The organism is Armatimonadota bacterium (genome assembly GCA_016869025.1).
Classification (GTDB): Bacteria; Sysuimicrobiota; Sysuimicrobiia; order Sysuimicrobiales; family Humicultoraceae; genus VGFA01.
In genome coordinates, this window is record VGFA01000002.1 from 159,813 (window position 1) to 181,496 (window position 21,684).

At 66.3% G+C, this 21,684-nt stretch carries 17 protein-coding genes; all 17 read right to left on the bottom strand.

The window, feature by feature from the left end; translation table 11 throughout:
- Positions 1-3: 3 nt before the first annotated feature.
- On the bottom strand, positions 4-1,221 hold the full coding sequence (gene tuf, locus FJX73_02145; GenBank protein MBM3469582.1) for an elongation factor Tu: 1,218 nt from the start codon (positions 1,219-1,221) through the stop codon (positions 4-6).
- A 47-nt stretch (positions 1,222-1,268) separates the two neighbouring features.
- Entirely contained in the window at positions 1,269-3,347 is a 2,079-nt protein-coding gene (gene fusA, locus FJX73_02150; protein ID MBM3469583.1) for an elongation factor G, read from the bottom strand.
- Positions 3,348-3,385: 38 nt separating this feature from the next.
- Positions 3,386-3,859, bottom strand: a complete 474-nt coding sequence (rpsG, locus tag FJX73_02155) for a 30S ribosomal protein S7 (protein ID MBM3469584.1) — start codon at positions 3,857-3,859, stop codon at positions 3,386-3,388.
- A gap of 16 nt (positions 3,860-3,875) precedes the next feature.
- Positions 3,876-4,250, bottom strand: a complete 375-nt coding sequence (locus FJX73_02160; GenBank protein MBM3469585.1) for a 30S ribosomal protein S12 — start codon at positions 4,248-4,250, stop codon at positions 3,876-3,878.
- Positions 4,251-4,559: 309 nt separating this feature from the next.
- Complete coding sequence (locus FJX73_02165) at positions 4,560-4,838, bottom strand: 50S ribosomal protein L7Ae-like protein (protein ID MBM3469586.1); 279 nt, start codon at positions 4,836-4,838, stop codon at positions 4,560-4,562.
- Between the two features lie 47 nt (positions 4,839-4,885).
- The gene (gene rpoC, locus FJX73_02170) at positions 4,886-8,326 is read right to left on the bottom strand and encodes a DNA-directed RNA polymerase subunit beta' (protein ID MBM3469587.1); all 3,441 of its coding nucleotides are present in this window, start codon (positions 8,324-8,326) and stop codon (positions 4,886-4,888) included.
- 3 nt (positions 8,327-8,329) lie between these two features.
- Positions 8,330-11,680 (bottom strand): DNA-directed RNA polymerase subunit beta, encoded by a 3,351-nt coding sequence (gene rpoB / locus FJX73_02175; protein MBM3469588.1) that lies wholly within the window; start codon positions 11,678-11,680, stop codon positions 8,330-8,332.
- Between the two features lie 344 nt (positions 11,681-12,024).
- Entirely contained in the window at positions 12,025-12,411 is a 387-nt protein-coding gene (locus FJX73_02180) for a 50S ribosomal protein L7/L12 (GenBank protein ID MBM3469589.1), read from the bottom strand.
- Between the two features lie 66 nt (positions 12,412-12,477).
- The gene (locus FJX73_02185) at positions 12,478-12,996 is read right to left on the bottom strand and encodes a 50S ribosomal protein L10 (GenBank protein ID MBM3469590.1); all 519 of its coding nucleotides are present in this window, start codon (positions 12,994-12,996) and stop codon (positions 12,478-12,480) included.
- Positions 12,997-13,260: 264 nt separating this feature from the next.
- Entirely contained in the window at positions 13,261-13,971 is a 711-nt protein-coding gene (locus tag FJX73_02190; GenBank protein ID MBM3469591.1) for a 50S ribosomal protein L1, read from the bottom strand.
- Between the two features lie 59 nt (positions 13,972-14,030).
- Complete coding sequence (rplK, locus tag FJX73_02195) at positions 14,031-14,456, bottom strand: 50S ribosomal protein L11 (protein MBM3469592.1); 426 nt, start codon at positions 14,454-14,456, stop codon at positions 14,031-14,033.
- A gap of 9 nt (positions 14,457-14,465) precedes the next feature.
- The gene (gene nusG / locus FJX73_02200; GenBank protein MBM3469593.1) at positions 14,466-15,107 is read right to left on the bottom strand and encodes a transcription termination/antitermination factor NusG; all 642 of its coding nucleotides are present in this window, start codon (positions 15,105-15,107) and stop codon (positions 14,466-14,468) included.
- Between the two features lie 5 nt (positions 15,108-15,112).
- A complete protein-coding gene (gene secE, locus FJX73_02205) occupies positions 15,113-15,787 on the bottom strand; it encodes a preprotein translocase subunit SecE (protein MBM3469594.1) in 675 nt (224 codons plus the stop codon).
- Positions 15,487-17,886 carry a cadmium-translocating P-type ATPase gene (cadA, locus tag FJX73_02210; protein MBM3469595.1) on the bottom strand — a complete coding sequence of 800 codons (2,400 nt, stop codon included), beginning with the start codon at positions 17,884-17,886 and terminating at the stop codon, positions 15,487-15,489. Before cadA ends, secE begins: the two co-directional genes overlap by 301 nt.
- A gap of 319 nt (positions 17,887-18,205) precedes the next feature.
- Complete coding sequence (locus FJX73_02215; GenBank protein MBM3469596.1) at positions 18,206-19,069, bottom strand: ABC transporter permease; 864 nt, start codon at positions 19,067-19,069, stop codon at positions 18,206-18,208.
- A gap of 5 nt (positions 19,070-19,074) precedes the next feature.
- The gene (locus FJX73_02220; GenBank protein ID MBM3469597.1) at positions 19,075-20,046 is read right to left on the bottom strand and encodes an ABC transporter permease; all 972 of its coding nucleotides are present in this window, start codon (positions 20,044-20,046) and stop codon (positions 19,075-19,077) included.
- Between the two features lie 39 nt (positions 20,047-20,085).
- Positions 20,086-21,678 (bottom strand): ABC transporter substrate-binding protein, encoded by a 1,593-nt coding sequence (locus FJX73_02225; protein MBM3469598.1) that lies wholly within the window; start codon positions 21,676-21,678, stop codon positions 20,086-20,088.
- Positions 21,679-21,684: the final 6 nt, after the last annotated feature.

A 21,684-nucleotide genomic window follows, 5' to 3' on the forward strand; every position in this document is an offset into this window, starting at 1 on the left:
CCTCTACTCCTCCACCTTCACAACGACGCCGGCGCCGACCGTCCGTCCGCCTTCCCGGATCGCAAACCGCAGGCCCTCCTCCAGCGCCACCGGGGTGATCAGCTTCACCCCCATCGTGATGTTGTCGCCCGGCATCACCATCTCTACCCCTTCGGGCAGCACTATGTCCCCGGTCACGTCCGTCGTCCGAAAGTAGAACTGCGGCCGGTATCCCGTGAAGAACGGCGTGTGCCGTCCCCCCTCCTCCTTGGCCAGTACGTATACCTCCGCCTGAAAGTCCGTGTGCGGCTTGATTGACCCGGGCTTCGCCAGCACCATCCCGCGCTCTACCTCGTCCTTCTCTACCCCTCGCAGCAATACGCCCACGTTGTCCCCGGCCAGCGTCTCCTCCAGCGACTTCCGGAACATCTCCAACCCAGTCACCACCGTCCGCCGCGCCTCGGGCCGCAACCCTACTATCTCCACTTCCTCCCCTACGCTCAGCTTCCCACGCTCCACTCGCCCCGTCGCTACCGTCCCCCGCCCAGTGATCGTGAATATGTCCTCTACCGCCATCAGGAACGGCTTCTCTACCTCCCGCTGCGGCGTAGGAATGTACCGGTCCACCGCGTCCATCAACGCCCAGATCCCGTCTACCCACTCGTTCTCCCCACGCTGCGTCTTCGGGTTCATCTGCAGCGCCTCCAGCGCACGCAGCGCCGACCCCCGGATCACCGGCAGCTCCTCACCCGGAAACTGGTAGGCGCTCAGCAGTTCCCTCACCTCTACCTCCACCAGCTCCAGCAACTCAGGATCGTCTACCATGTCTACCTTGTTCAAGAACACCACCACGTACGGTACGTTCACCTGCCGCGCCAGCAAGATGTGCTCCCGCGTCTGCGGCATCGGCCCGTCCGCCGCCGATACCACCAGGATCGCTCCGTCCATCTGCGCTGCCCCAGTGATCATGTTCTTGATGTAGTCAGCGTGACCAGGACAGTCTACGTGCGCGTAGTGCCTCGCCCCTGTCTCGTACTCTACGTGGCTGATCGCTATCGTGATCCCACGCTCCTTCTCCTCCGGAGCGTTGTCAATCTCGTAAAACCCCATCGCCTTCGTCTTCCCCACCACCGCCAGCGCGTGCGTCACCGCCGCCGTCAGCGTAGTCTTCCCATGGTCTACGTGACCTATCGTCCCTATGTTTACGTGCGGCTTCGTCCGCTCAAACTTCTGCTTGGCCATCGTCGGTGACTCCCTTCGTCCGCTCTCTCCCAGATCTGCCCGAAGGCCTACGCGCTTGTGCCCACGCCTGAACGGGCGCGGACGGCCTCGGCAACGCTTCCGGGGACCTCCTCGTAGTGCGAGGGTTCCATCGAGTACGTGGCGCGTCCCTGGCTGGCAGAACGCAGCGTCGTCGCGTACCCAAACATCTCCGCCAGCGGGACAATCGCCCGGACGACCCGCAGCGGCCCTTGGGCCTCCATGCCCTCTATGCGCCCGCGCCGGGAGTTGAGGTCTCCGATGACGTCACCCGTGTACACCTCGGGCGTCACGACCTCGATCCGCATCATGGGCTCCAGGAGCACCGGCTTGGCCCGCAGCGCCGCCTCCTTGAATGCCAGCGAACCGGCGATCTTGAACGCCATCTCGCTGGAGTCCACCTCGTGGAACGAGCCATCCACCAGGGTGGCCCGGAAGTCAATGACCGGGTAGCCGGCCAGCACGCCGCCCTCGGCGGCTTCACGGATCCCGACCCCCACCGGGCGTATGAACTCCCGGGGAATGTCGCCGCCGGTGATCTTGTCGACGAACTCAAAGCCGCCACCGCGTCCCAGCGGCTCCAACTCCACGACCGCGTGGCCGTACTGCCCGCGGCCGCCGGTCTGCCGTACGTACCGGCCCTCGCCCGCCGCCGCCTGCCGTATGGTCTCCTTGTACGCGACCTGCGGCCTGCCCACGTTGGCTCCCACCTTGAACTCGCGCAGCAGGCGATCCACGATGATTTCCAGGTGCAGCTCGCCCATGCCGGAGATGACGGTCTGGCCGGTCTCGGAGTCAAAGCGCACCCGGAAGGTCGGATCCTCCTCTGCCAGGCGTGCCAGCGACGCCGTGAGCTTCTCCTCATCGGCCCTTGTCTTGGGTTCCACCGCCACAGAAATGACCGGGTCTGGAAAGTGCATGGACTCCAGCACCAGCGGCGCGTCTTCATCGCACAGCGTGTCGCCCGTAGCGGTAATCCGCAGGCCCACCGCCGCGACCACGTTGCCCGCCGACACCTCGGGGATGTCCTCACGATGGTTCGCGTGCATCTGCAGGATGCGGGAGATCCGTTCTTTCTGGGCCTTGTTCGAGTTGAGCACGTACGATCCGGCGCGGAGCGTTCCCGAGTACACACGGAAGTATGTAAGCTTGCCCACATATGGATCGGAGATGATCTTGAACGCCAGCGCCGCCAGGGGCCCGGAGGGATCGGCCGACCGCTGGACCGCCTGCCCTGTCTTCTTGTCCACTCCCGCCACGGGGGGCATGTCCAGGGGGGACGGCAGGTAGTCAATCACGGAGTCCAGCAGCGGCTGCACTCCCTTGTTTCGGAACGAACTGCCGCACAACACGGGTATGATGCGTCCCGCGATCGTGCCCCGCCGGAGGGCGGCGCGCAACTCTTCCTCGCCGATCGGCGCTCCCTCGAGGTACTTCGCGGCGATGGCATCGTCCAGGTCGGCCGCGGTCTCGATCAGCCTCTCGTGGAACTGCTCGGCCATCTCGCGCTGTCCCTCGGGTGTGTCGGTCTCGTCTGATCGCGTGCCCAGGTCGTCCAGGTAGATCGTGGACTTCATGCGGATGAGGTCAACCACGCCCTGGAAGCCGTCCTCGGCGCCGATCGGGAGTTGCACGGGTACCGGCACAGCCCCCAACCGCTCGCGAATCATCTCGACCGTTCGGAGGAAGTCGGCCCCGGTTCGGTCCATCTTGTTGATGTAGATGATCCGGGGTACCCTGTAGCGTTCGGCCTGGCGCCAGACGGTCTCCGACTGTGGTTGCACACCCTCCACCGCGGAAAGCAGCACGACGGCGCCGTCCAGCACGCGCATCGAGCGCTCGACCTCCATGGTGAAGTCCACGTGGCCGGGAGTGTCAATGATGTTGATCCGGTGATCCCGCCACTCGCAGGTTGTGGCCGCGGAGGTAATGGTAATCCCGCGCTCCCGCTCCTGGATCATCCAATCCATGGTCGCGGAGCCCTCGTCCACCTCGCCCAGACGGTGCACCCGGCCCGTGTAGAACAGGATGCGCTCGGTGGTTGTGGTTTTCCCGGCGTCAATGTGGGCGACGATGCCGATGTTCCTAATTGTTGCGAGCGCGGCCATGTCCACCGTACCCACTCCCGCCCGCGGCGAAACCGCAGTTACCATCGATAGTGTGCGAAGGCCTTGTTGGCCTCTGCCATCCTGTGTGTGTCTTCCCGCTTCTTCACCGATGCGCCCTGTCCAGCCGCCGCGTCGAGGATCTCGGCCGCCAACCGATCGGAGATGGTCCGGCGGTCCTTGCGAGCGCGCGAATACCCCACCAGCCAGCGAAGCCCCAGCGAGAATCGGCGCTCGGTCCGCACCTCAATGGGCACCTGGTAGGTCGCGCCGCCGACGCGGCGGGGACGGACCTCGAGCACCGGCATCACGTTGCCCAGGGCCTTGTCGAACACCTTCACCGGATCCTGCCCGCTCTTCTCCTGGACGATCTCGAATGCGCGATACACGGCGCGCGCGGCCAGGCCTTTCTTGCCCCGCGTCATCACCTTGTTGATCAGCCGATGTACGGCCACATTCTCGAAGACCGGATCCGGACCGATCTCGGGCCGCGCGACGCTTCCCTTTCTAGGCATCCCAGTTCCCCCCGGTCTACTTCTTGGGCCGCTTGGCCCCGTACTTAGAGCGGCTGCGCATGCGATTCGCAACCCCCGCCGAGTCCAGCGAACCCCTGACGATGTGGTACCGGATGCCAGGGAGGTCCTTGACGCGGCCGCCGCGGATCAGCACCACCGAGTGCTCTTGCAGGTTGTGACCGATCCCCGGGATGTAGGCGGTCACCTCCATGCCGTTGGTCAGCCGGATGCGGGCGATCTTGCGCAGGGCCGAATTCGGCTTCTTGGGCGTCGTCGTCTTGACCTGGATACAGACACCGCGCTTCTGCGGGCACTCGCCCAGTGCTGGCGACTTGCTCTTCTCCCGAGCCTGGTGGCGCCCAACCCGGATTAGCTGACTCACGGTCGGCATGCATTTCCTCCTTGACCCGCATCACACAGCATACCCCCGCGACCTCCGGAGGGAAGCCCGTGCGCGGGGCGCGATGCCTCGACCGTTACCCGCGCGGGCGGGGGCGGCCGGGTTATCGCAGTGCTAGTCTGTCTTCAGTTGACGCTGCGCCATACGAGATACGCCATCGTTGGAGCCTCGCCCAACCGCACGAGGCCGGCAGTACCCTGCGGCGCAACCAGAGGGCTCTGGAGGATCGAGGGAGCGCAACGACCAGACGAGCCCCGATTCACTCCGGCCGGAACCACACCGGCCGGATCGTACCCGGCACTACGAAGGATCCGGGCTGACAATCAGAACCGCCGCGGCAGTGGCGCCCACGGCAATCCCGCAGGCCCGCCCCAGGGCGGTCATTGACTCCACCTCGACGACGGCGACCCCCCGCTCGGCTGCCGCGCGCACGATCGGCGCGACCACCTTCGGCTCCGCGTCGGCTGCGACGAAAACCTCCACCGCCGCCCCGCGCGTGATCGCCTTCATCGTTTGATGCGCACCAACCGCACGAGCCGGTGCGCCGCCAATCCGCGCAAGAGCCCCAGAGGCGCTCATGCGCGCCAGCCGATTCTAGCACCGGCCCCAAGGGGTGTCAACACGACCTAGAGCTCCGCGTGCACCTTGAGCTGACGGTACCGGGCCATGCCCGTGCCGGCCGGGATGAGCTTGCCGATGATGACGTTTTCCTTCAACCCTATCAACGGATCCACCTTGCCGCGCGTTGCCGCGTCGGTCAGCACGCGCGCCGTTTCCTGGAACGAGGCGGCGCTCAGGAAACTCTCGGTCGCCAGCGACGCCTTGGTTATTCCCAGCAGCGTTGGTCGGGCCTTGGCCGGCTCTCCGCCGGTGGCCATCACGCGGGCGTTCTCCTCCTCGAAGGCGAACCGATCCACCAGCTCGCCGGGCAGGAACTCCGTGTCCCCTGCTTCATCAACCTTCACCTTGCGCAACATCTGGCGGGCGATGATCTCGATGTGCTTGTCGTTGATGTCCACGCCCTGCGACCGGTAGACGGACTGTATCTCCTGGACCAGATAGCCCTGCAGATCCTGGAGACCCTTGATGCGGAGGATGTCATGCGGGTTGGCCGAACCCTCCGTAAGCTGGTCGCCCGGATCCACCTGATCGCCGGCGGCAACCCGCAGGCGGATGTTGAACGGCACAGCGTAGGACCGCTCGTCGTTCCTGCCGGTGATGGTCAGGCGCCGCACGCCGCGGGACTCGCTGATCGCCGCGGTTCCCCCGATCTCGGCGACTATGGCCTGGCCCTTGGGCTTGCGCGCCTCGAACAGCTCCTCGACTCGGGGCAGCCCCTGGGTGATGTCGAAGCCCGCGATCCCGCCGGTGTGGAACGTGCGCATCGTCAGCTGCGTGCCCGGCTCGCCAATGGACTGCGCGGCGATGATCCCGACGGCCTCGCCTATCTCCACCGCCTTGCCCGTGGCGAGGTTGCGGCCGTAGCACTTGGCGCAGACCCCGTACCGGCTCTTGCACGTCAGCACCGAGCGAACCACCACCTGGTCTATTCCCGCCTCCTCGATCCGCTCCGCGGCCTCCTCGTCAACCTCGGCGCCGGCCTCCAGCAACGGCTTGCGGCGCGGTGCCCCCGCGTCCTCGGCCAGGGTCCTGCCCACGATCCGCTCGCGCAGCGGCACGACAACGTCGTTGCCCTCCTTGACGGCCGTCATGGCCACGCCCTCGGTCGTCTTGCAGTCCACCTCACGGATGATGACATCCTGGGCCACATCCACGAGCCGGCGGGTCAGGTACCCGGATTCGGAGGTTCGGATGGCTGTGTCGGCCAGGCCCTTGCGCTGGCCGTGGGTCGAGATGAAGTACTCCAGGACCGTCAGCCCCTCGCGGAAGTTGGCCTTGATGGGCAACTCGATGATCCGGCCGCTGGGGTCGGTCATCAGGCCGCGCATGCCGGCGAGCTGGCGGATCTGCTGTATGTTGCCGCGAGCGCCCGATAGCGCCATCATGTACAGCGGGTTGAACGGCTCGAACTGCTCGAGCATCGCGTCCGTGATCTCCTCCGTGGCCTTCGTCCAGACGTCAATCGCCCGCTGGTACCGTTCGCCGTCCGTGATGAGGCCCCTACGGTACTGCTGCTCAATGGCATCAATGCGTTTGTCCGCCTCTCCCAGCACCTTCTTCTTGGCGTCGGGGATCACGATGTCCGTTATCGCGATGCCCGATCCGCTGCGGGTGGCGTACTTGAAGCCCAGGTCCTTGAGCGCGTCCAGGAGGTGCACGGTCTTCGTTGAGCCCAGTCGGTTGTAGGACTCCGATACGATCTGGGAAAGCACCTTGCGGTCACACACGTCGTTGACGAAACGCAACTCCTCGGGGATCGCCTCGTTGAATATCACGCGACCCGCCGTGGTAACGATCGGTTCTGGGTCCTGGTAGCGGACCCTGATCCGGGAGTGAAGGTCCAGCGCGCCGCTCTCCAGCGCCAGGACCACCTCGCTGGGGGAGGAGAAGGCCTTGAGGTCCTTCACGGGTGTGTCCTGATCGGCGGGATCGTCCATCGTCAGGTAGTAGCAGCCAAACACTATGTCGCGGGTCGGGCTGGTGATGGCCTTCCCGTAGGCAGGCGAGAGGATGTTGTGGGCCGAGAGCATCAGAAGGCGCGCCTCGGCCTGTGATGCGGCGGAGAGCGGCACGTGCACCGCCATCTGGTCGCCGTCGAAGTCCGCGTTGTAGGCCGTGCAGACGAGCGGGTGAACCTGGACCGCCTTCCCTTCGATGAGGACCGGCTCGAACGCCTGGATCCCCAACCTATGGAGCGTGGGCGCGCGGTTGAGCAGCACCGGGTGTTCGCGCACGACCTCCTCGAGGACGTCCCAAACCTCGGGGCGCGCGCGCTCCACCATGCGCTTGGCGCTCTTGATGTTCTGGGACAGATTGCGGTCCACGAGCTTCTTCATGACGAACGGCTTGAAGAGCTCCAGCGCCATCTCCTTGGGCAGGCCGCACTGGTAGAGCTTGAGCCGCGGGCCTACCACGATCACGGAGCGGCCGGAGTAGTCCACCCGCTTGCCAAGCAGGTTCTGCCGGAAGCGCCCCTGTTTCCCCTTGAGCATGTCGGACAGCGACTTGAGAGGGCGGTTGTTCGGCCCGGTTACCGGCCGTCCGCGCCGACCGTTGTCGATCAGCGCGTCAACGGCCTCCTGCAACATTCGCTTCTCGTTGCGCACGATGATCTCGGGCGCGCCCAAGTCTAGCAGCCGCTTGAGGCGGTTGTTGCGGTTGATGACGCGGCGATAGAGATCGTTGAGGTCGCTGGTGGCGAAACGGCCGCCGTCGAGCTGCACCATCGGGCGCAGATCAGGAGGGATGACCGGGACCACGCCGAGGATCATCCAGTGGGGCTGATTGCCGCTCTTGCGGAAGGCCTCCACGACCTCCAGCCGCTTGAGCACCTTCAACCGCTTCTGGCCCGTGGCGGTCTTGAGGTCGGCGCGAAGCTGGCGGCTCAGCTTCTCGATGTCCATCTCGTCAAACAGCTCTCTGATCGCCTCGGCGCCCATGGCCGCGCGAAACGCGTTCCCGTACTTCTCGCGCATGTCGCGGTAGTCGCTCTCGGAGAGCAGCTGGCGCTTCTGGAGCGGCGCGGTTCCAGGATCCACCACCATGTAGGCGGCGAAGTAGACCACGCGCTCCAACGCCCGGGGGGACACATCGAGCAGCAACCCGATCCGGCTCGGCACGCCCTTGAGGTACCAGATGTGGCACACCGGCGCGGCCAGCTCTATGTGCCCCATGCGCTCTCGCCGCACCTTGGCCCGGGTGACCTCGACACCGCAGCGGTCGCAAACGATCCCCTTGAATCGGATCCGCTTGTACTTGCCGCAGTGACACTCCCAGTCCTTCGTCGGACCGAAGATGCGCTCGCAAAACAGGCCGTCCCGCTCGGGCTTCAGCGTCCTGTAGTTAATCGTCTCCGGCTTCCGCACCTCGCCGTGCGACCAGCTCCTGATAACCTCGGGGGATGCCAGCCCGACCTTTACCGCGTCGAAGTTGTTTACGTCCTGCATCGCCTAGTAATCCTCCACCAGGGCTTCTTCGCCTTCCAGGTTGATGCCCAGAGCCCGCGCGGTTTCCGCGATGTCTTCCTCGATTTCCTTGAGCTCGATCTCCTTCTTGTCCTCGCTGAGCACCTTGACGTCCAGGCAGAGTGCCTGCATCTCCTTGAGGAGCACCTTGAAGGACTCTGGAACGCCCGGCTCCTGGATGTTCTCTCCCTTGACGATCGCCTCGTAGGTCTTGACCCGTCCAACGACATCGTCGGACTTCACGGTAAGCAGCTCCTGGAGCGTGAAGGCAGCGCCGTAGGCCTCGAGCGCCCATACCTCCATCTCCCCAAACCGCTGCCCGCCGAACTGGGCCTTCCCGCCGAGCGGCTGCTGGGTGATGAGGCTGTAGGGTCCGGTGCTGCGCGCGTGGATCTTGTCCTCGACCAGATGCAGCAGCTTCATCATGTAGATGGAACCCACCGTGACCTCCTGGTGGAAGAGGCCTCCGGCCCGGCCGTCGCGCAGCCTGACCTTGCCGGTCGGCGGAAGCCCTGCCACTTCCAGCATCTGGCTGATCTCTTCCTCCCGTGGCCCGTCAAAGACCGGCGACTCCACCCAGAGCCCTAGCCTCTCGGCCGACCAGCCCAGGTGCGTCTCAAGAACCTGCCCCACGTTCATCCGCGAGGGCACGCCCAGGGGGTTGAGGACGATGTCAACCGGAGTTCCGTCCAGCAGGTGGGGCATGTCCTCGTCGGGGAGGATAACCGAGACCACGCCCTTGTTGCCGTGTCTGCCGGCCATCTTGTCGCCCACGGCCAGCTTTCGCTTCTGGGCCACGTAGACCCGCACGAGGCTGTTCACCCCTGGCGGCAGCTCGTCGCCTTCCTCGCGGTCGCCCTTCTCCCTGGTGAACATCTTGACCGCGACTACCTTCCCGCGCTCGCCGTGAGGCACCTTGAGAGACGTGTCGCGCACTTCCCGCGCCTTCTCCCCGAAGATGGCTCGGAGCAGGCGCTCCTCGGCGGTCAGCTCGGTCTCGCCCTTGGGCGTGACCTTGCCCACCAGGATGTCGCCGGCGCGAACCTCTGCCCCGATTCGGATGATGCCGTGCTCGTCCAGGTCCCTCAGGGCTTCCTCGCCAACGTTGGGGATGTCCCCAGTGATGTCCTCGGGCCCGAGCTTGGTGTCGCGCGCTTCCACCTCGTACTCCTCGATGTGGATCGAGGTGTAGAGATCCTCGCGAACCAGCCGTTCACTCACGACGATCGCGTCCTCGTAGTTGTAGCCCTCCCAGGGCATGAACGCGACCAACACGTTGCGCCCCAGCGCGAGCTCCCCGTTGTCGGTGCACGGACCGTCGGCGAGCACGTCTCCCTCGTCGACCTCGTCCCCGCTCCGAACAACGGGTACCTGGTTGATGCAGGTGCCCTGGTTGCTGCGCTGGTACTTGATCAGCGAGTACTCGTCCACCTCGCGACCGACCCTGACGGCCACGCGGTCGCCGGTAACCTCCTCGACCACCCCGGCCCTCCGTGCTACGACCACGGCTCCGCTGTCAATGGCGGCCCGATACTCGACTCCCGTGCCCACCCTGGGCGCCTCGTTCTCCAGCAGGGGCACCGCCTGGCGCTGCATGTTGGATCCCATCAGCGCGCGGTTGGCGTCGTCGTGCTCTAGGAACGGGATCAGCGCGGTCGCCACCGAGACGATCTGCTTGGGCGAGACGTCCATGAAGTCCACGTCCTCGGGCCGTGCGAGCTTGACCTCCGGACCCTGGCGGGCAGTCACGCGGTGACCGACCAGCCGGCCCCGCTCGTCGAGGAGCGCGTTGGCCTGAGCGATCACGTGCTGATCCTCAACGTCGGCGGTAAGGAAGCGAAGCCGCCGGCTAACAACGCCGTCCTTCACCTCGCGATAGGGAGTCTCTATGAACCCCAGGTCGTTGACCGCGGCGAAAGTCGCCAGCGACGAGATCAGCCCGATGTTCGGGCCCTCCGGCGTTTCAATGGGGCACATGCGACCGTAGTGGGAAGTGTGCACGTCACGGACCTCGAAGCCCGCGCGCTCCCTGGAGAGCCCCCCCGGGCCAAGCGCCGACAGCCGGCGCTTGTGCGTTAGTTCCGCCAGCGGGTTCGGCTGGTCCATGAACTGCGAGAGCTGGCTGGAGCCGAAGAACTCCTTGATCGCTGCCACAACCGGGCGGATGTTGATCAACTGCTGGGCGGTGACCTGCCCGGGATCCTGGATCGTCATCCTCTCGCGGATTACGCGCTCCATCCTCAGCATGCCAATGCGGAACTGGTTTTGGAGCAGCTCGCCCACCGACCGGACCCGCCGGTTGCCGAGGTGGTCAATGTCGTCCACCACGGCGGCGCCGTCGCCGGCGGCCAGACGCATGAGGTATCGGACGATCTCGACGATGTCCTCCGGCGTCAGGATGCGCTGACCGGCGTCCACCCGGAGGCCGAGCTTCTTGTTGAGCTTGTGGCGGCCGACCCGGCCCAGATCGTAGCGGCGCGGCTCGAAGAACAGCGTTTGGAGCAGCGTCCGCGCGCTCTCCACGGTCGGCGGGTCTCCCGGGCGCAACCGCCGGTAGATCTCGATCAGCGCCTCGTCGCGCGAGCGCGTGGGGTCCTTCTCTAGCGTGGCCTGCAGGAACTGGTCGTCGCCATAGAGCTTGCGCAGTTTCTCGTCGGTCTCGTATCCCACAGCCCGGAGCAGCGCCGTCGCAGGCAGCTTCCTTGTGCGGTCAATCCGGACGTGAACGACCTGTGCCGCGTCCACTTCGAGTTCCAACCAGGCCCCCCGGTGCGGGATCACAACTGCCACCGGAAGGGACCGGCCCGCGCTGTCCGGGGCGAAGCTGAAGTAGGCCCCTGGCGAGCGAACAAGCTGGCTCACCACCACACGCTCCGCGCCGTTGATGATGAACGTTCCGCGCCCGGTCATCAGGGGGAAGTCCCCCATGAACACTTCCTGCTCCTTGATCTCACCGGTCTCCTTGATGACCAGCTGGACCTTCACCTTGAGCGAGGCGCTGTAGTTGTAGTCCCTGTCCCGGCACTCCTCCTCGGAGTACTTCAGCCGCTCGAACCGGTACCCGCCGAAATCAAGCACCCCACCGCCGTCGAAGATGCTGCCCGGCGGCGGCGGCTTGCGCCGTCCGCTCTCAACGGCGAAGCGCAGCTCGAGGTTGCCCGTGAAGTCCTGAATCGGTGAGATCTCGTCGAAGACCTCGCGGATGGCTTCGCGCAGGAACCAGTCAAAGGAGCGACGCTGGACCTCCACGAGATCGGGTATCTCCAGGATCTCGGGGAACTTCGCGAAGCTGACCCGGGTGCGACGCCCGCGGCGCACCTGGCGGGTACCCTCAATGGCCAAGCGGGCTCGGGTTGATCTACTTGCTTCCAGCCTGGTCTTCGTCTTCACGGTGGAGCGCGTCACCTCCGCGAGAAGTAGGCACCGCGCCGGGTGGCACGGTGTGTGATGCTAGGCCAGGGTCAAAGAGGTTCGGCCTTCGCGGACCAGAATGGCGTAGCCGGACGGTCACGGAAACACGAAAGCGGGGCCGGTCCTCCCTGCCTCGCCTCCGTGTTGATCACTTGCACAGGTTCGCGTGCCCACCACGCCCCGTCGTCGTGCCCAAGAGCCGTACACACAAAGATACCTCGCGGGCTCCGCGCCTGTCAAGAGCCCATGCGGTGCCGCCGGCGATCCGGCTACTTGATTGTGACTGTCGCGCCCTCGGCCTCGAGCTTGGTCTTTACGGCCTCGGCCTCCTGGCGACTGACCTTCTCCTTGACGGGCTTCGGCGCGCCGTCCACCAACTCCTTCGCTTCCTTGAGGCCCAGCCCGGTGAGCTCGCGCACGACCTTGATCACCTGGATCTTCTTCTCGCCCACCTTCTCCAAAACGGCGTCGAACTCGGTCTGCTCCTCGGCGGCCGAGGCAGCCGCCGACGCCCCCGTCGCCACGGCGACGGCAACCGGTGCTGCCGCGGAAACGCCGAACTTCTCCTCGAGCGCCTTGACCAGTTCGGCCAGCTCCAGCACTGTAAGACCGCTGATCGCCTCGATGATCTCTTCTTTGCCAAGCTTCGCTGCCACGGTCGTCCCTCCCGTCGGTTTCGTTCAGTATGAGCTTGTTCTCGCGACTATCTCTCGGCGCGCCGGCTAGGCGGCGCGCTGTTCTCGAATCTGGTCCAGGGCTCGGACGAGCTTGCGCGGGAGACCGGCCAGAACCCCGGCCAGGCCGCTCAGTGGAGCCGCGATCCCGCCCACGACCTGGGCAAGGAGCTCCGCTCGGCCGGGGAGATCGGCAAGGACCCTCGTCTGGGCGTCATCAATGACGGCGCCGGCCAGGATGCCCCCCTTGATTGTCAACTTGCGGGACTGTCGGCTGAACTCCTGGATCGCCTTGGCGACCGGCACTGGATCGCCTGATACAAAGGCGGCCGCGGTGGGCCCCTCCAGGTGTCGCTCCAGGCCCTCGATGCCCGCCGCGTCAGCGGCGATTCGGAGGAGGCGGTTCTTCACCACACGGTACTCCGCGCCGGCATCGCGCAGCCGGCCCCGCAGCACCGTGATCTCCCTGACGGTCAGCCCCCGGAAGTCCGTGAGAATCACGGCCGCGGACCTGTCCAGGCGAGCCCTAAGTCGTGTGACCTCTTCAAGCTTCTCGGGTCGAGCCATCGGGCCGCTAACCTCCCGCAACATAATGGACCCGCCGCAGGCAGACGGGTCCACACCCGATCCGCTCCTCGGCAGGCGACCTCTGTCCTTAGGCCCGCATCGCGGGCACCTGCTGTCTCTGGTGCGCGGCCACCCATGGGCGGCCCTGTATTCGTTTCCTGCTGCACTGGCACTCGCCCAGCCCAGCCGGCCTCAAAGCCCGCGCGATTGTAGCACGACCCCGGGCCACCGTCAAACCGGACCGGCCCCGGGCTTGGCCTCCCGCTACTGTGGGCGGGCGACTTCCATGGCCTTGGCTGGATCTATCCGGATCCCCGGTCCCATTGTGGGCGAGATCACCAGCGACCGGAGATACTGCCCCTTTGCCGCGGCCGGCCGAGCCCTGGACACGGCGTCCATCAGGGCCGACAGGTTTTCCAGGAGTTTCCCCTCAGAGAACCTTGCCTTGCCCAGCGGCACGTGAATGATGCCCGCCTTGTCGAGCCGGAACTCGATCTTGCCGGCCTTGATCTCGCGCACGGCGCGGGTCAGATCCATCGTCACGGTTCCCGCCTTGGGATTGGGCATCAGCCCCCGCGGGCCCAGCAGACGCCCCAGTCGGCTCACCAGGCTCATGACATCCGGGGTGGCCACGGCCACATCGAACTCCAGCCACCCGCCCTGGATCTTCTCGATCAGGTCCTCGGCGCCGACGACATCCGCGCCTGCGGCCTCGGCCTCCCGGGCCTTCTCTCCCTTGGCGAAGACCAGGACCCGCACCGACTTGCCCGTGCCGTGGGGCAGCACAACGGTGCCGCGCACCTGCTGGTCGGCCTGCTTGGGGTCCACGCCCAGCCGGATGTGGGCCTCGATCGTCTCTTCGAACTTCGCCGTGGAAGCCCCTTGCGCCAGTCGGATGGCCTCCTCGGGGCTATGAAGCCGCCGGGATTCCACCTGCTTTGCGGCCGTGAGGTATCGCTTGCCGTGACGTCCCATCGTGAAGCCTCCCTGCGGTGCGAACGGGGTGTTCCCCCTCCCGCGCGTGGTGCCTGCGCCTATCTGACGACCTCGATGCCCATGGACCGGGCGGTGCCCTCTATCATCCTCATCGCCGCCTCCACCGTGGCGGCGTTCAGGTCAGGCATCTTGCGCTCCGCGATCTCCCGCACCTGCTTGAGCGTCACCGAGCCCACCTTGGCCTTGTTGGGCTGCCCGGACCCCTTTTCCAGTCCCGCTGCCTGCCGCAGCAGCACGGACGCCGGAGGGGTCTTGGTGACGAACGAGAAGGTGCGGTCCGCGTAGACGGTGATCTCCACCGGCACAACCGTCCCCGTGAGCTTGGCGGTCCGCTCGTTGTAGGACTTGCAAAACTCCATGATGTTGACGCCGTGCTGCCCCAGCGCCGGGCCGACCGGCGGCGCCGGTGTGGCCTTACCGGCCTGGATCTGCAGCTTGACCATCGCCACGACTCTCTTGGCCATCTCTGCCTCCTACAGCCTCTCTACCTGGCCGAAGTCCAACTCGACCGGGGTCTCGCGGCCAAAGATCGATACGAGAACCCGAACCTTCTCTTTTTCCGGCATGAGATCGTCCACCAGGCCTGTGAAATCCATGAACGGCCCCGAGGTGATCCGGACCGGCGACCCCTTCTGGTAGGTTATGCGATACTTCGGGGTTTCGTCCTTCAACTGCCGCAGCAACGTCCGAACCTCGCGCTCGTCGAGCGGGATGGGCCGGTTGCCCGATCCGACGAAGCCGGTCACGCCGGGCGTGTTCCGGACTACGTACCAGGTGTCGTTCTCCAGCTCGCCCTTCTCATCCACGCGCACCTCGACCAGCACGTATCCAGGGAAGATCTTGCGATCGACCTCCCGGCGCTTACCCCCTTTGATCTCCTTCTCCTTCTCGGTCGGGATGAGCACCTGGAAGATCTTGTCCTTCATGTTCATCGAGGCGATGCGGCGCTCCAGGTTAGACTTCACCTTCGCCTCGTAACCGGAGTAGGTGTGGATAACGTACCACTTCAGACGCGGATCCCCCGCCACGGTCTCTTCAGGCTCGACGGTCTCCACGACCGGCTCGACCGGCTCATCTGCAAACAGGCCCTTCAGGGGGTCGCTGGAGTTAGACATTGGCGCTACCTTGGCGACGTGGGGAGCAGCACGCCCTTGACCAGGACCGTGTAGATGTAGTCGAAGGCACCCAGGTAGATCGCCATCACCGACAAGACCACAACGACCACGATGGTCATCCTCACGAGCTCCCGGCGGGTCGGCCAGTCCACGCGGTTCAGCTCCACCCACACTTCCCTAAGGTACGCGATGATGCGCTCGACGAACGCCGGCCACCGCCGCGCTGCCACGGCACGAACCTGTCTCTGGATTGGGCGTGATCCCGGCTTCGCCTCTGTCATGCGGGCCATCGCTGCTCTCCCTCGCGTTCGCCGACGCAAAAAAAAAGAACCTGCGGCCTGACAACTGCAACCCGAGTATACCACGGCGGCCGGACCTGTCAAATCCGCGCGCCCAGGCGGGATGCGATCATGCGCACGACGCAGTCCATCGCGGCCCTGGCAGGAGCCGCCTGCTCGCAGGCGACCTCCTCCTGCCAGAGGTTGAGCCGGGAGACGACCTCCAGGATCCGGACATCCACCACCACGCGGGAGTAGATCGTCGCCACGCGTGGGCCCGGGCGCTCCCTCTCGAACTCCTGGAGGACCTCGATGATGCGTCCCGTGAGCACCGCGTCGGCCCCGACCCTGGTGCCGAGCGTCGCGGTCCGCGCGGGGCTGATCAGGTCCGCCGGCGACCATCCGAGGAGCCGCATCTCCTGCAGGGTGCGCGACGCCGAGACGACCTGGAACGGACCGCGCCTGGCCAGGTCGCTCAGGTAGGCAGATGCCTGCTCGGCCAGGGCCCGCGAGAGCGGAGCCTCGTCAGCCAGCGGCGCGACCGCCAGAATCCTGACGCGCGCCAGATCCGGGGGGCCTGCGGCGGCAGAGACAGAGGCTGTGCCGAGCCCTGCCGCGACCAGAGCCAGGGCCCCGGCGGCGGCGGCAGCAGACGCTGCAAGGCGGCGGGTGACGGCGCGGGTCCGGTGCGCAAGCAGCCTGCCCGAGTTCATGACCACGAAGAGGGAAGCCACATTGTGCACCACCGCGGCGCCGATGGGAGAGAGGAAACCGCTGCCTGCCAGCACGATCCCTATGATGTTCACCGCCACGGCGAAGCCCCAGATGTTCTGGCGGATGACCTGGAGCGCCCGCCGGGAAAGGGCCAGCACCTCTGACAGCAACGTGAGGTCGTCACCCATCAGCGCGATGTCAGCAGACTCCAGGGCGACGTCCGTACCGGCGGCACCCATCGCGACGCCGACATCGGCCAGGACCAGCGCCGGGGCGTCGTTCACGCCGTCGCCGACCATGGCCACCACCTCGCCCGCCGCCTGCAGCCCCCGCACTACCTCGAGCTTCTGCTTCGGCAGAAGGCCTGCCCTCACCTCGCCTATGCCGGCCTGGCGGGCGATGGCCCCAGCGGTCACCTCGTTATCCCCGGTCAGCATGACTAGCCGGTGGATCCCCATCTCCCGCAGGCGCTCGAGCGCCAGTCGCACCTGCGGCCGGAGCGCGTCTGCCAGGGCCACCACGCCCCAGGGCATGCCGTCAACGCGCACGACAAGCGCCGTGCGGCCCTGCTGCTCGTGCGCGGCCAGGGCCGCGGATGCGGGATCATCAGGGGCCAGCAGCCGGTGGTTGCCCACCTCGATGCGTGACCCGTTCCACTGGGCCTCAACGCCCTGGCCAAAGGTCGTCGTGAATCGCTCGGGATCCGGCAGATCCAGCCCGGATGCGTGGGCGTGCGCGACCACGGCCCTGCCCAGGGGGTGTTCCGAGCGCAGCTCCGCCACCCCTGCCATCCGCAGGACCTCCGGAACGGTTCTGCCTCCCAGCGGATCAACCTCCACGACCGTGGGGTGCCCGGTGGTCAGCGTCCCGGTCTTGTCGAACGCCACGGTGGTGACACGGCCCGCCACCTCCAGCGCCACCCCGCCCTTTATCAGCACGCCGCGGCGGGCCGCGTTGCCAACGCTGGCCACCACCGCGGTGGGGGTGGCAAGGACCAGAGCGCAGGGACACGCGATGACGAAGACGGCCATCACCCTCATCAGGTCGTGCGTGAGCACCCAGACCAGCGCTCCGGTTGCCAGGATCGCGGGCGTGAAGTAGGTCGCGAAGCGGTCGGCGATCTTCTGGACCGCGCCCTTCTGCTCCTGCGCGGCACGCACGACCTGGATGATCCGGCCCAGCGTCGTCTCCTGGCCCACCCGGTCGGCCCGCACCACGACCGCGCCGCTCTGGCTGGTGGTGCCCGCAAACACGTGGTCGCCGGTGGTCTTGTCCACCGGCATGGCCTCGCCGGTGATCGTCGCTTCCGAAAGGGACGCCTCTCCCGAGACAACGGTGCCGTCCACGGGCACCCTGTCGCCGGGCCTCACGAGGACGCGGTCCCCGGGCGTCACCTCGCGGATCGGTACCTGCACCCAGGTGCCTCCTCGGTCGGCCCAGGCCACGTCCGGAGCCAGGCGCACGAGCTCTCGCACCGCGTTCCGCGTGCGCTGCAGCGTCACTTCCTCGAGGAACTCTCCGGCCAGCATCATGAACGAGACCACGGCCGCGGCCATGTATTCGCCCAGATACGCGGAGCCACCCACGGCTATGACCACCAGCGTGCCCGCGGTCACACGGCGGCGCTCGATCATCATGGAAAGCGTGGGGTACGCGATCGCCGCCCCACCCAGCAGCATCGGCAGGACGGCGAAATCGAAACCGATCGCCGCATCCAGGCCTGGGATCAGGGCAACAAGAATCAACGCCAGCAGCCCTGCCGGGAGCATGCCCCGGCGCCACGGCATGCCGCGCAGCGGCGAGGCAGGCGCCCTGAGGTCGGAGGAGATGGCCGCCGTCGAGAGCATTGATGGCACTACAGGAACCGCCAGACCAAGAAGAGCACTACCGAGGCGGCAACGACCGCGGCGGCGACGATGCGGCTGGCTCCTGCAGGCCGGCTCTTGGCGGTGCGTTGGTCGTGCTCGTGGTCGAGAATCCCGTGATCGCCCTCGTGCATCCGCGCACCTCCGGGTGGGAGTCCATATCCCCCCAGGGGGGATATAGTCCCATCGTATCCTGCACCGTTCACCGTGTCAAATCCCGCGGGCTTGCGACCGGGGAGCGTCAGCAGCCGCTGCTGCCGCGCATCCGAGGGTTGAGCCGCTCTTCGAGGGCGAAGCCCGTGAAGGCGAACCCCAATGTTGCGGCCGTGATCAGAAGCCCGGGCGGCAGGACCCACCAGATCCATGCGCCGCTGAGGAAGGCGTTGCGGACCTGCGCGTAGTAGAGCACCGTTCCCCAGCTCTTGGCTGTCGGATCCCCCAGGCCGAGGAACGCGAGTGAGGCTTCTATCAGGATCGCGTTGCTGGCAGCCAGTATGAACTGGGCCAGCGCGAGCGGCAGGACGGCCGGCAGCACGTGCCGCGCCATCACCCGCACCGGGCGGCAGCCGAGGGCCCGCGCGGCCTCCACGTAGTCCAGGGACTTCACCTGAAGCACCTGGGAGCGTATGACGCGCGCAGGCCGGGCCCACACCAGCACCCCGATGACTATGATGATGTTCCAGTAGCTGGGGCCCAGGTACGCGGCCAGGAGAATCATCAGCGGCAGGAACGGGATCACAAGCACTAGGTCCACGGTCCGCATCAGGACGGCGTCTGCCCAGCCGCCGAAGAAGCCGGCCACGATGCCGACGGTTGTGCCGATCCCGATGGCCAGCGCAGCCGCTATGAAACCGATGGTCAGAGAGATGCGCGCGCCGTAGATCAGTTCGCTGAGGATGTCCTGCCCGATGTCGTTCGTTCCGAGGAGGTGTGCCCTGGTCGGCGCCAGAAACGGGTCGGCCACGGTTTCCTCGGGGTTGTACGGGCTCACCAGCGGGGCCAGCACCGCGGCTGAGACGAGGAGACCCAACGTGAGTACCCCGACCCAGCCAGCCGCGCCAAACCTGAGACGGCGCGCGCCGGGTGGAACGGGCGCCGACTTCACGCCTCTCACCGCCGCCGCACGCGCGGGTCTATGAGCGGGTAGAGCAGGTCGGAGGCGATGTTCGCCACGATCACGCTCACCGTAATGATGAGGAAGGTGCTCTGCAGCACAGGGTAGTCACGGTTGAGCACCGCCTCGTAGAGGAGGCGGCCGACGCCCGGATATGAGAAGACGGTCTCCACCACGGTGGCGCCGCTGGCCACGAATCCCAGGTTTAGCATGAAGACCGTCGCCACAGGCAGGAGGGCGTTTCGCACCGCGTGCCGGCGCAGCACCGTCCGCTCGTGCACCCCTTTTGCCCGCGCCGTGGCAATGTACTGCTCTCCCAGAACCGAGAGCATCGAGTACCTGGTGATGAGCAGGGTGCCAGGGATGGTTATCAGGGTCAGGGTGGCGAGCGGCAGCACCAGGTGGCGCGCGCGGTCAACCAGCAGGGCCCACCCGGCGAGGGTCACGCCGGGCGTGGCGGCCCCGAAGATGGGAAGCCAGCCCAGCCCGGCCGCGAAGACCGCGATGAAGATCATCCCGAGCCAGAAGGACGGCACCGACTCGAAGAACATCGCCACGCCGAGAGTTCCGAGATCCAGCGCCGAGCCCCGGCGCCAGGCGGCCACTGCGCCCACCGCCGCGCCGACCAGGGTCGCGATCACGAGCGACAGCCCGACCAACAGCATGGTCCAGGGGAGGCGCTCGCCCACTATCTCTGCGATCGGGCGACCCCGCTGGAACGAGTACCCGAGCTCGCCCCGCGCCAGGTTGCCGACGTATGTGAGGAACTGCTTCCACTGCGGTTGGTCGAGGCCGTAGAGCGCGTAGAGCTGGGCGCGCTGGTCGGCGTCCAGGAACCCCACGTCCTCACCGGCAAGAAAGACCAGCGGGCTGCCGGGCATCATCCGCGGCAGGCCGAAGTTGAGCGCCACCGTCAGCGCCAGCACGAGCAGGTACTGGGCTCCCCGCCCGGCCAGAAAGCGCCACACGGCGGAGTCGTTCACGCCGTCACGCGAGATCCGCCCGGCTCAGCGCTTGGGCGGATCTATGAACGACAGCTTGTTCACGATCCCCTGCCCCTTCTGATAGACCCAGGCGCTGTGCTTGTCAGGCCGGTACGCGTAGATGCCGTCCAGGTAGAACAGCACGTGCACTGGCAGCTCCGCCGCGATTGCCTTCTGCATCTCAAACAGGGTCTGCTTCTGCTTGGCGGGCTCCACGGCCGCTGCCAGCTCTGTGCCCAGCCGATCTACCTCGGCGTTCTTGTACCCGCCGATGTTGAGAGTTCCGAACCGGCAGTCCGAGTGGAACAAGTCGCGCAAGCTGGTAGTCCGATTCATCACCGGTGCCGACCAGCCAAAGACCGCCATGTCGAAGCTACGCCCCTTGCAGACGTCGAAGTCGGGCCACACCTGCGCGATGATGCTCGCGTCCTCCTGCGCAATGACACGCGCGTCAATCCCGATGTCGCGGAGCCACGTGCGCATCAGGTCTGCCCCGCGCACGCGTATGGGGTTGCCCGCCAGGGTGAGCAGGTTGAACCGGAGCGGCCGCCCGTCTGGCGTGTCCCGGATGCCGTCGCGGTCGCGGTCAACGTATCCTGCCTCGTTGAGGATCTGCACCGCCCTCGACTTGCTCGCCGTGAAGGTCACGGCGGGGTTGTAGAACGGCGAGTCAGGGTGAATGTATCCCGGGCTCCCCACGACGCCGTAGCCGAGCAGCAGCAGCCGGACCATCAGGCGGGTGTTGATGGCGTTAGCGATCGCCTGGCGCAGCTTCAGGTCCTTGAGGATGGGGTGCTCCAGGTTGAACTGGAGGATGGTGCTGGCGTATCCTGCCCCGCGGACGACCTTCAGTCCCCCTGCCTTCTCGAACTCCGCGACCAGCTCGGGCGAGAGTGCCCTCGCCGTGGTGTCAATCTCGCCTGCCCGAAGCGCCGTGAATGTCACCGTGGCATCGCGGATGATGGGGAGCACGAGCTCGCGCACCTTCGGCCGCCCGCCGAAATAGGCGTCGTTGGCGACCAGGCGGTAGAACTGGCCGTCGCGCATCTCGGCCAGCCGGTACGGACCGCTGCCGGTCGAGTCGTTGAATCGCCTCGGTTCGGCAACGCCTTCCCAGATGTGCCGGGGTAGTATCGGCAGGTCGGCGAGGGGCTGCGTCAGGAATGCGCCGCTCTGAGCGGTCAGGCGGATGATCAGGGTCGTTGTGCCCGAGGCCTCGATGCTTTCGATCAGGCGTACCTGCGGGGTCCAGCGGGAGTGCGCATGCCGCCTCACGTACTCGTACGTGAACTTCACGTCGTCGGCCGTCAAGGGGCGCCCGTCGTGCCACTTGATGTTGGAGTGCAGCGTGAGCGTCCATGTCCTGCCGTCCGGGCTCACCGAATATCTACGCACGAGCCAGGGCTGCGGGATGTTGTCGGCGTCGAGCGTGAACAGGGGCTCGTAGATGAGCGTCATCAGGTTCCAGCCGGGATACCCGGTCTGATAGGTGTACGGGTTGAGCGAGCCCTCGTCCCGCCCGATCGCCATCCTCAGGACTCCCGATTGCCCGACGGACGGCACCGCGAGCGCCAACACAAGCGCGACTGCGACCAGGAACCGCATCATGCTGCTCATCGTATC

What these genes read in the sequence shown, in the direction of transcription:
- tuf (MBM3469582.1), bottom strand. Translation starts at nt 1,221, where the DNA reads ATGGCCAAGCAGAAGTTTGAGCGGACGAAGCCGCACGTAAACATAGGG.
- FJX73_02160 (MBM3469585.1), bottom strand. Translation starts at nt 4,250, where the DNA reads ATGCCGACCGTGAGTCAGCTAATCCGGGTTGGGCGCCACCAGGCTCGG.
- FJX73_02190 (MBM3469591.1), bottom strand. Translation starts at nt 13,971, where the DNA reads ATGGGACGTCACGGCAAGCGATACCTCACGGCCGCAAAGCAGGTGGAA.
- rpoC (MBM3469587.1), bottom strand. Translation starts at nt 8,326, where the DNA reads ATGCAGGACGTAAACAACTTCGACGCGGTAAAGGTCGGGCTGGCATCC.
- secE (MBM3469594.1), bottom strand. Translation starts at nt 15,787, where the DNA reads ATGGTCGCCGGCGGACCTGATCAGCCCCGCGCGGACCGCGACGCTCGG.
- FJX73_02165 (MBM3469586.1), bottom strand. Translation starts at nt 4,838, where the DNA reads ATGAGCGCCTCTGGGGCTCTTGCGCGGATTGGCGGCGCACCGGCTCGT.
- fusA (MBM3469583.1), bottom strand. Translation starts at nt 3,347, where the DNA reads ATGGCCGCGCTCGCAACAATTAGGAACATCGGCATCGTCGCCCACATT.
- cadA (MBM3469595.1), bottom strand. Translation starts at nt 17,886, where the DNA reads ATGCCGTGGCGCCGGGGCATGCTCCCGGCAGGGCTGCTGGCGTTGATT.
- nusG (MBM3469593.1), bottom strand. Translation starts at nt 15,107, where the DNA reads ATGTCTAACTCCAGCGACCCCCTGAAGGGCCTGTTTGCAGATGAGCCG.
- rpsG (MBM3469584.1), bottom strand. Translation starts at nt 3,859, where the DNA reads ATGCCTAGAAAGGGAAGCGTCGCGCGGCCCGAGATCGGTCCGGATCCG.
- FJX73_02225 (MBM3469598.1), bottom strand. Translation starts at nt 21,678, where the DNA reads ATGAGCAGCATGATGCGGTTCCTGGTCGCAGTCGCGCTTGTGTTGGCG.
- FJX73_02185 (MBM3469590.1), bottom strand. Translation starts at nt 12,996, where the DNA reads ATGGCTCGACCCGAGAAGCTTGAAGAGGTCACACGACTTAGGGCTCGC.
- rplK (MBM3469592.1), bottom strand. Translation starts at nt 14,456, where the DNA reads ATGGCCAAGAGAGTCGTGGCGATGGTCAAGCTGCAGATCCAGGCCGGT.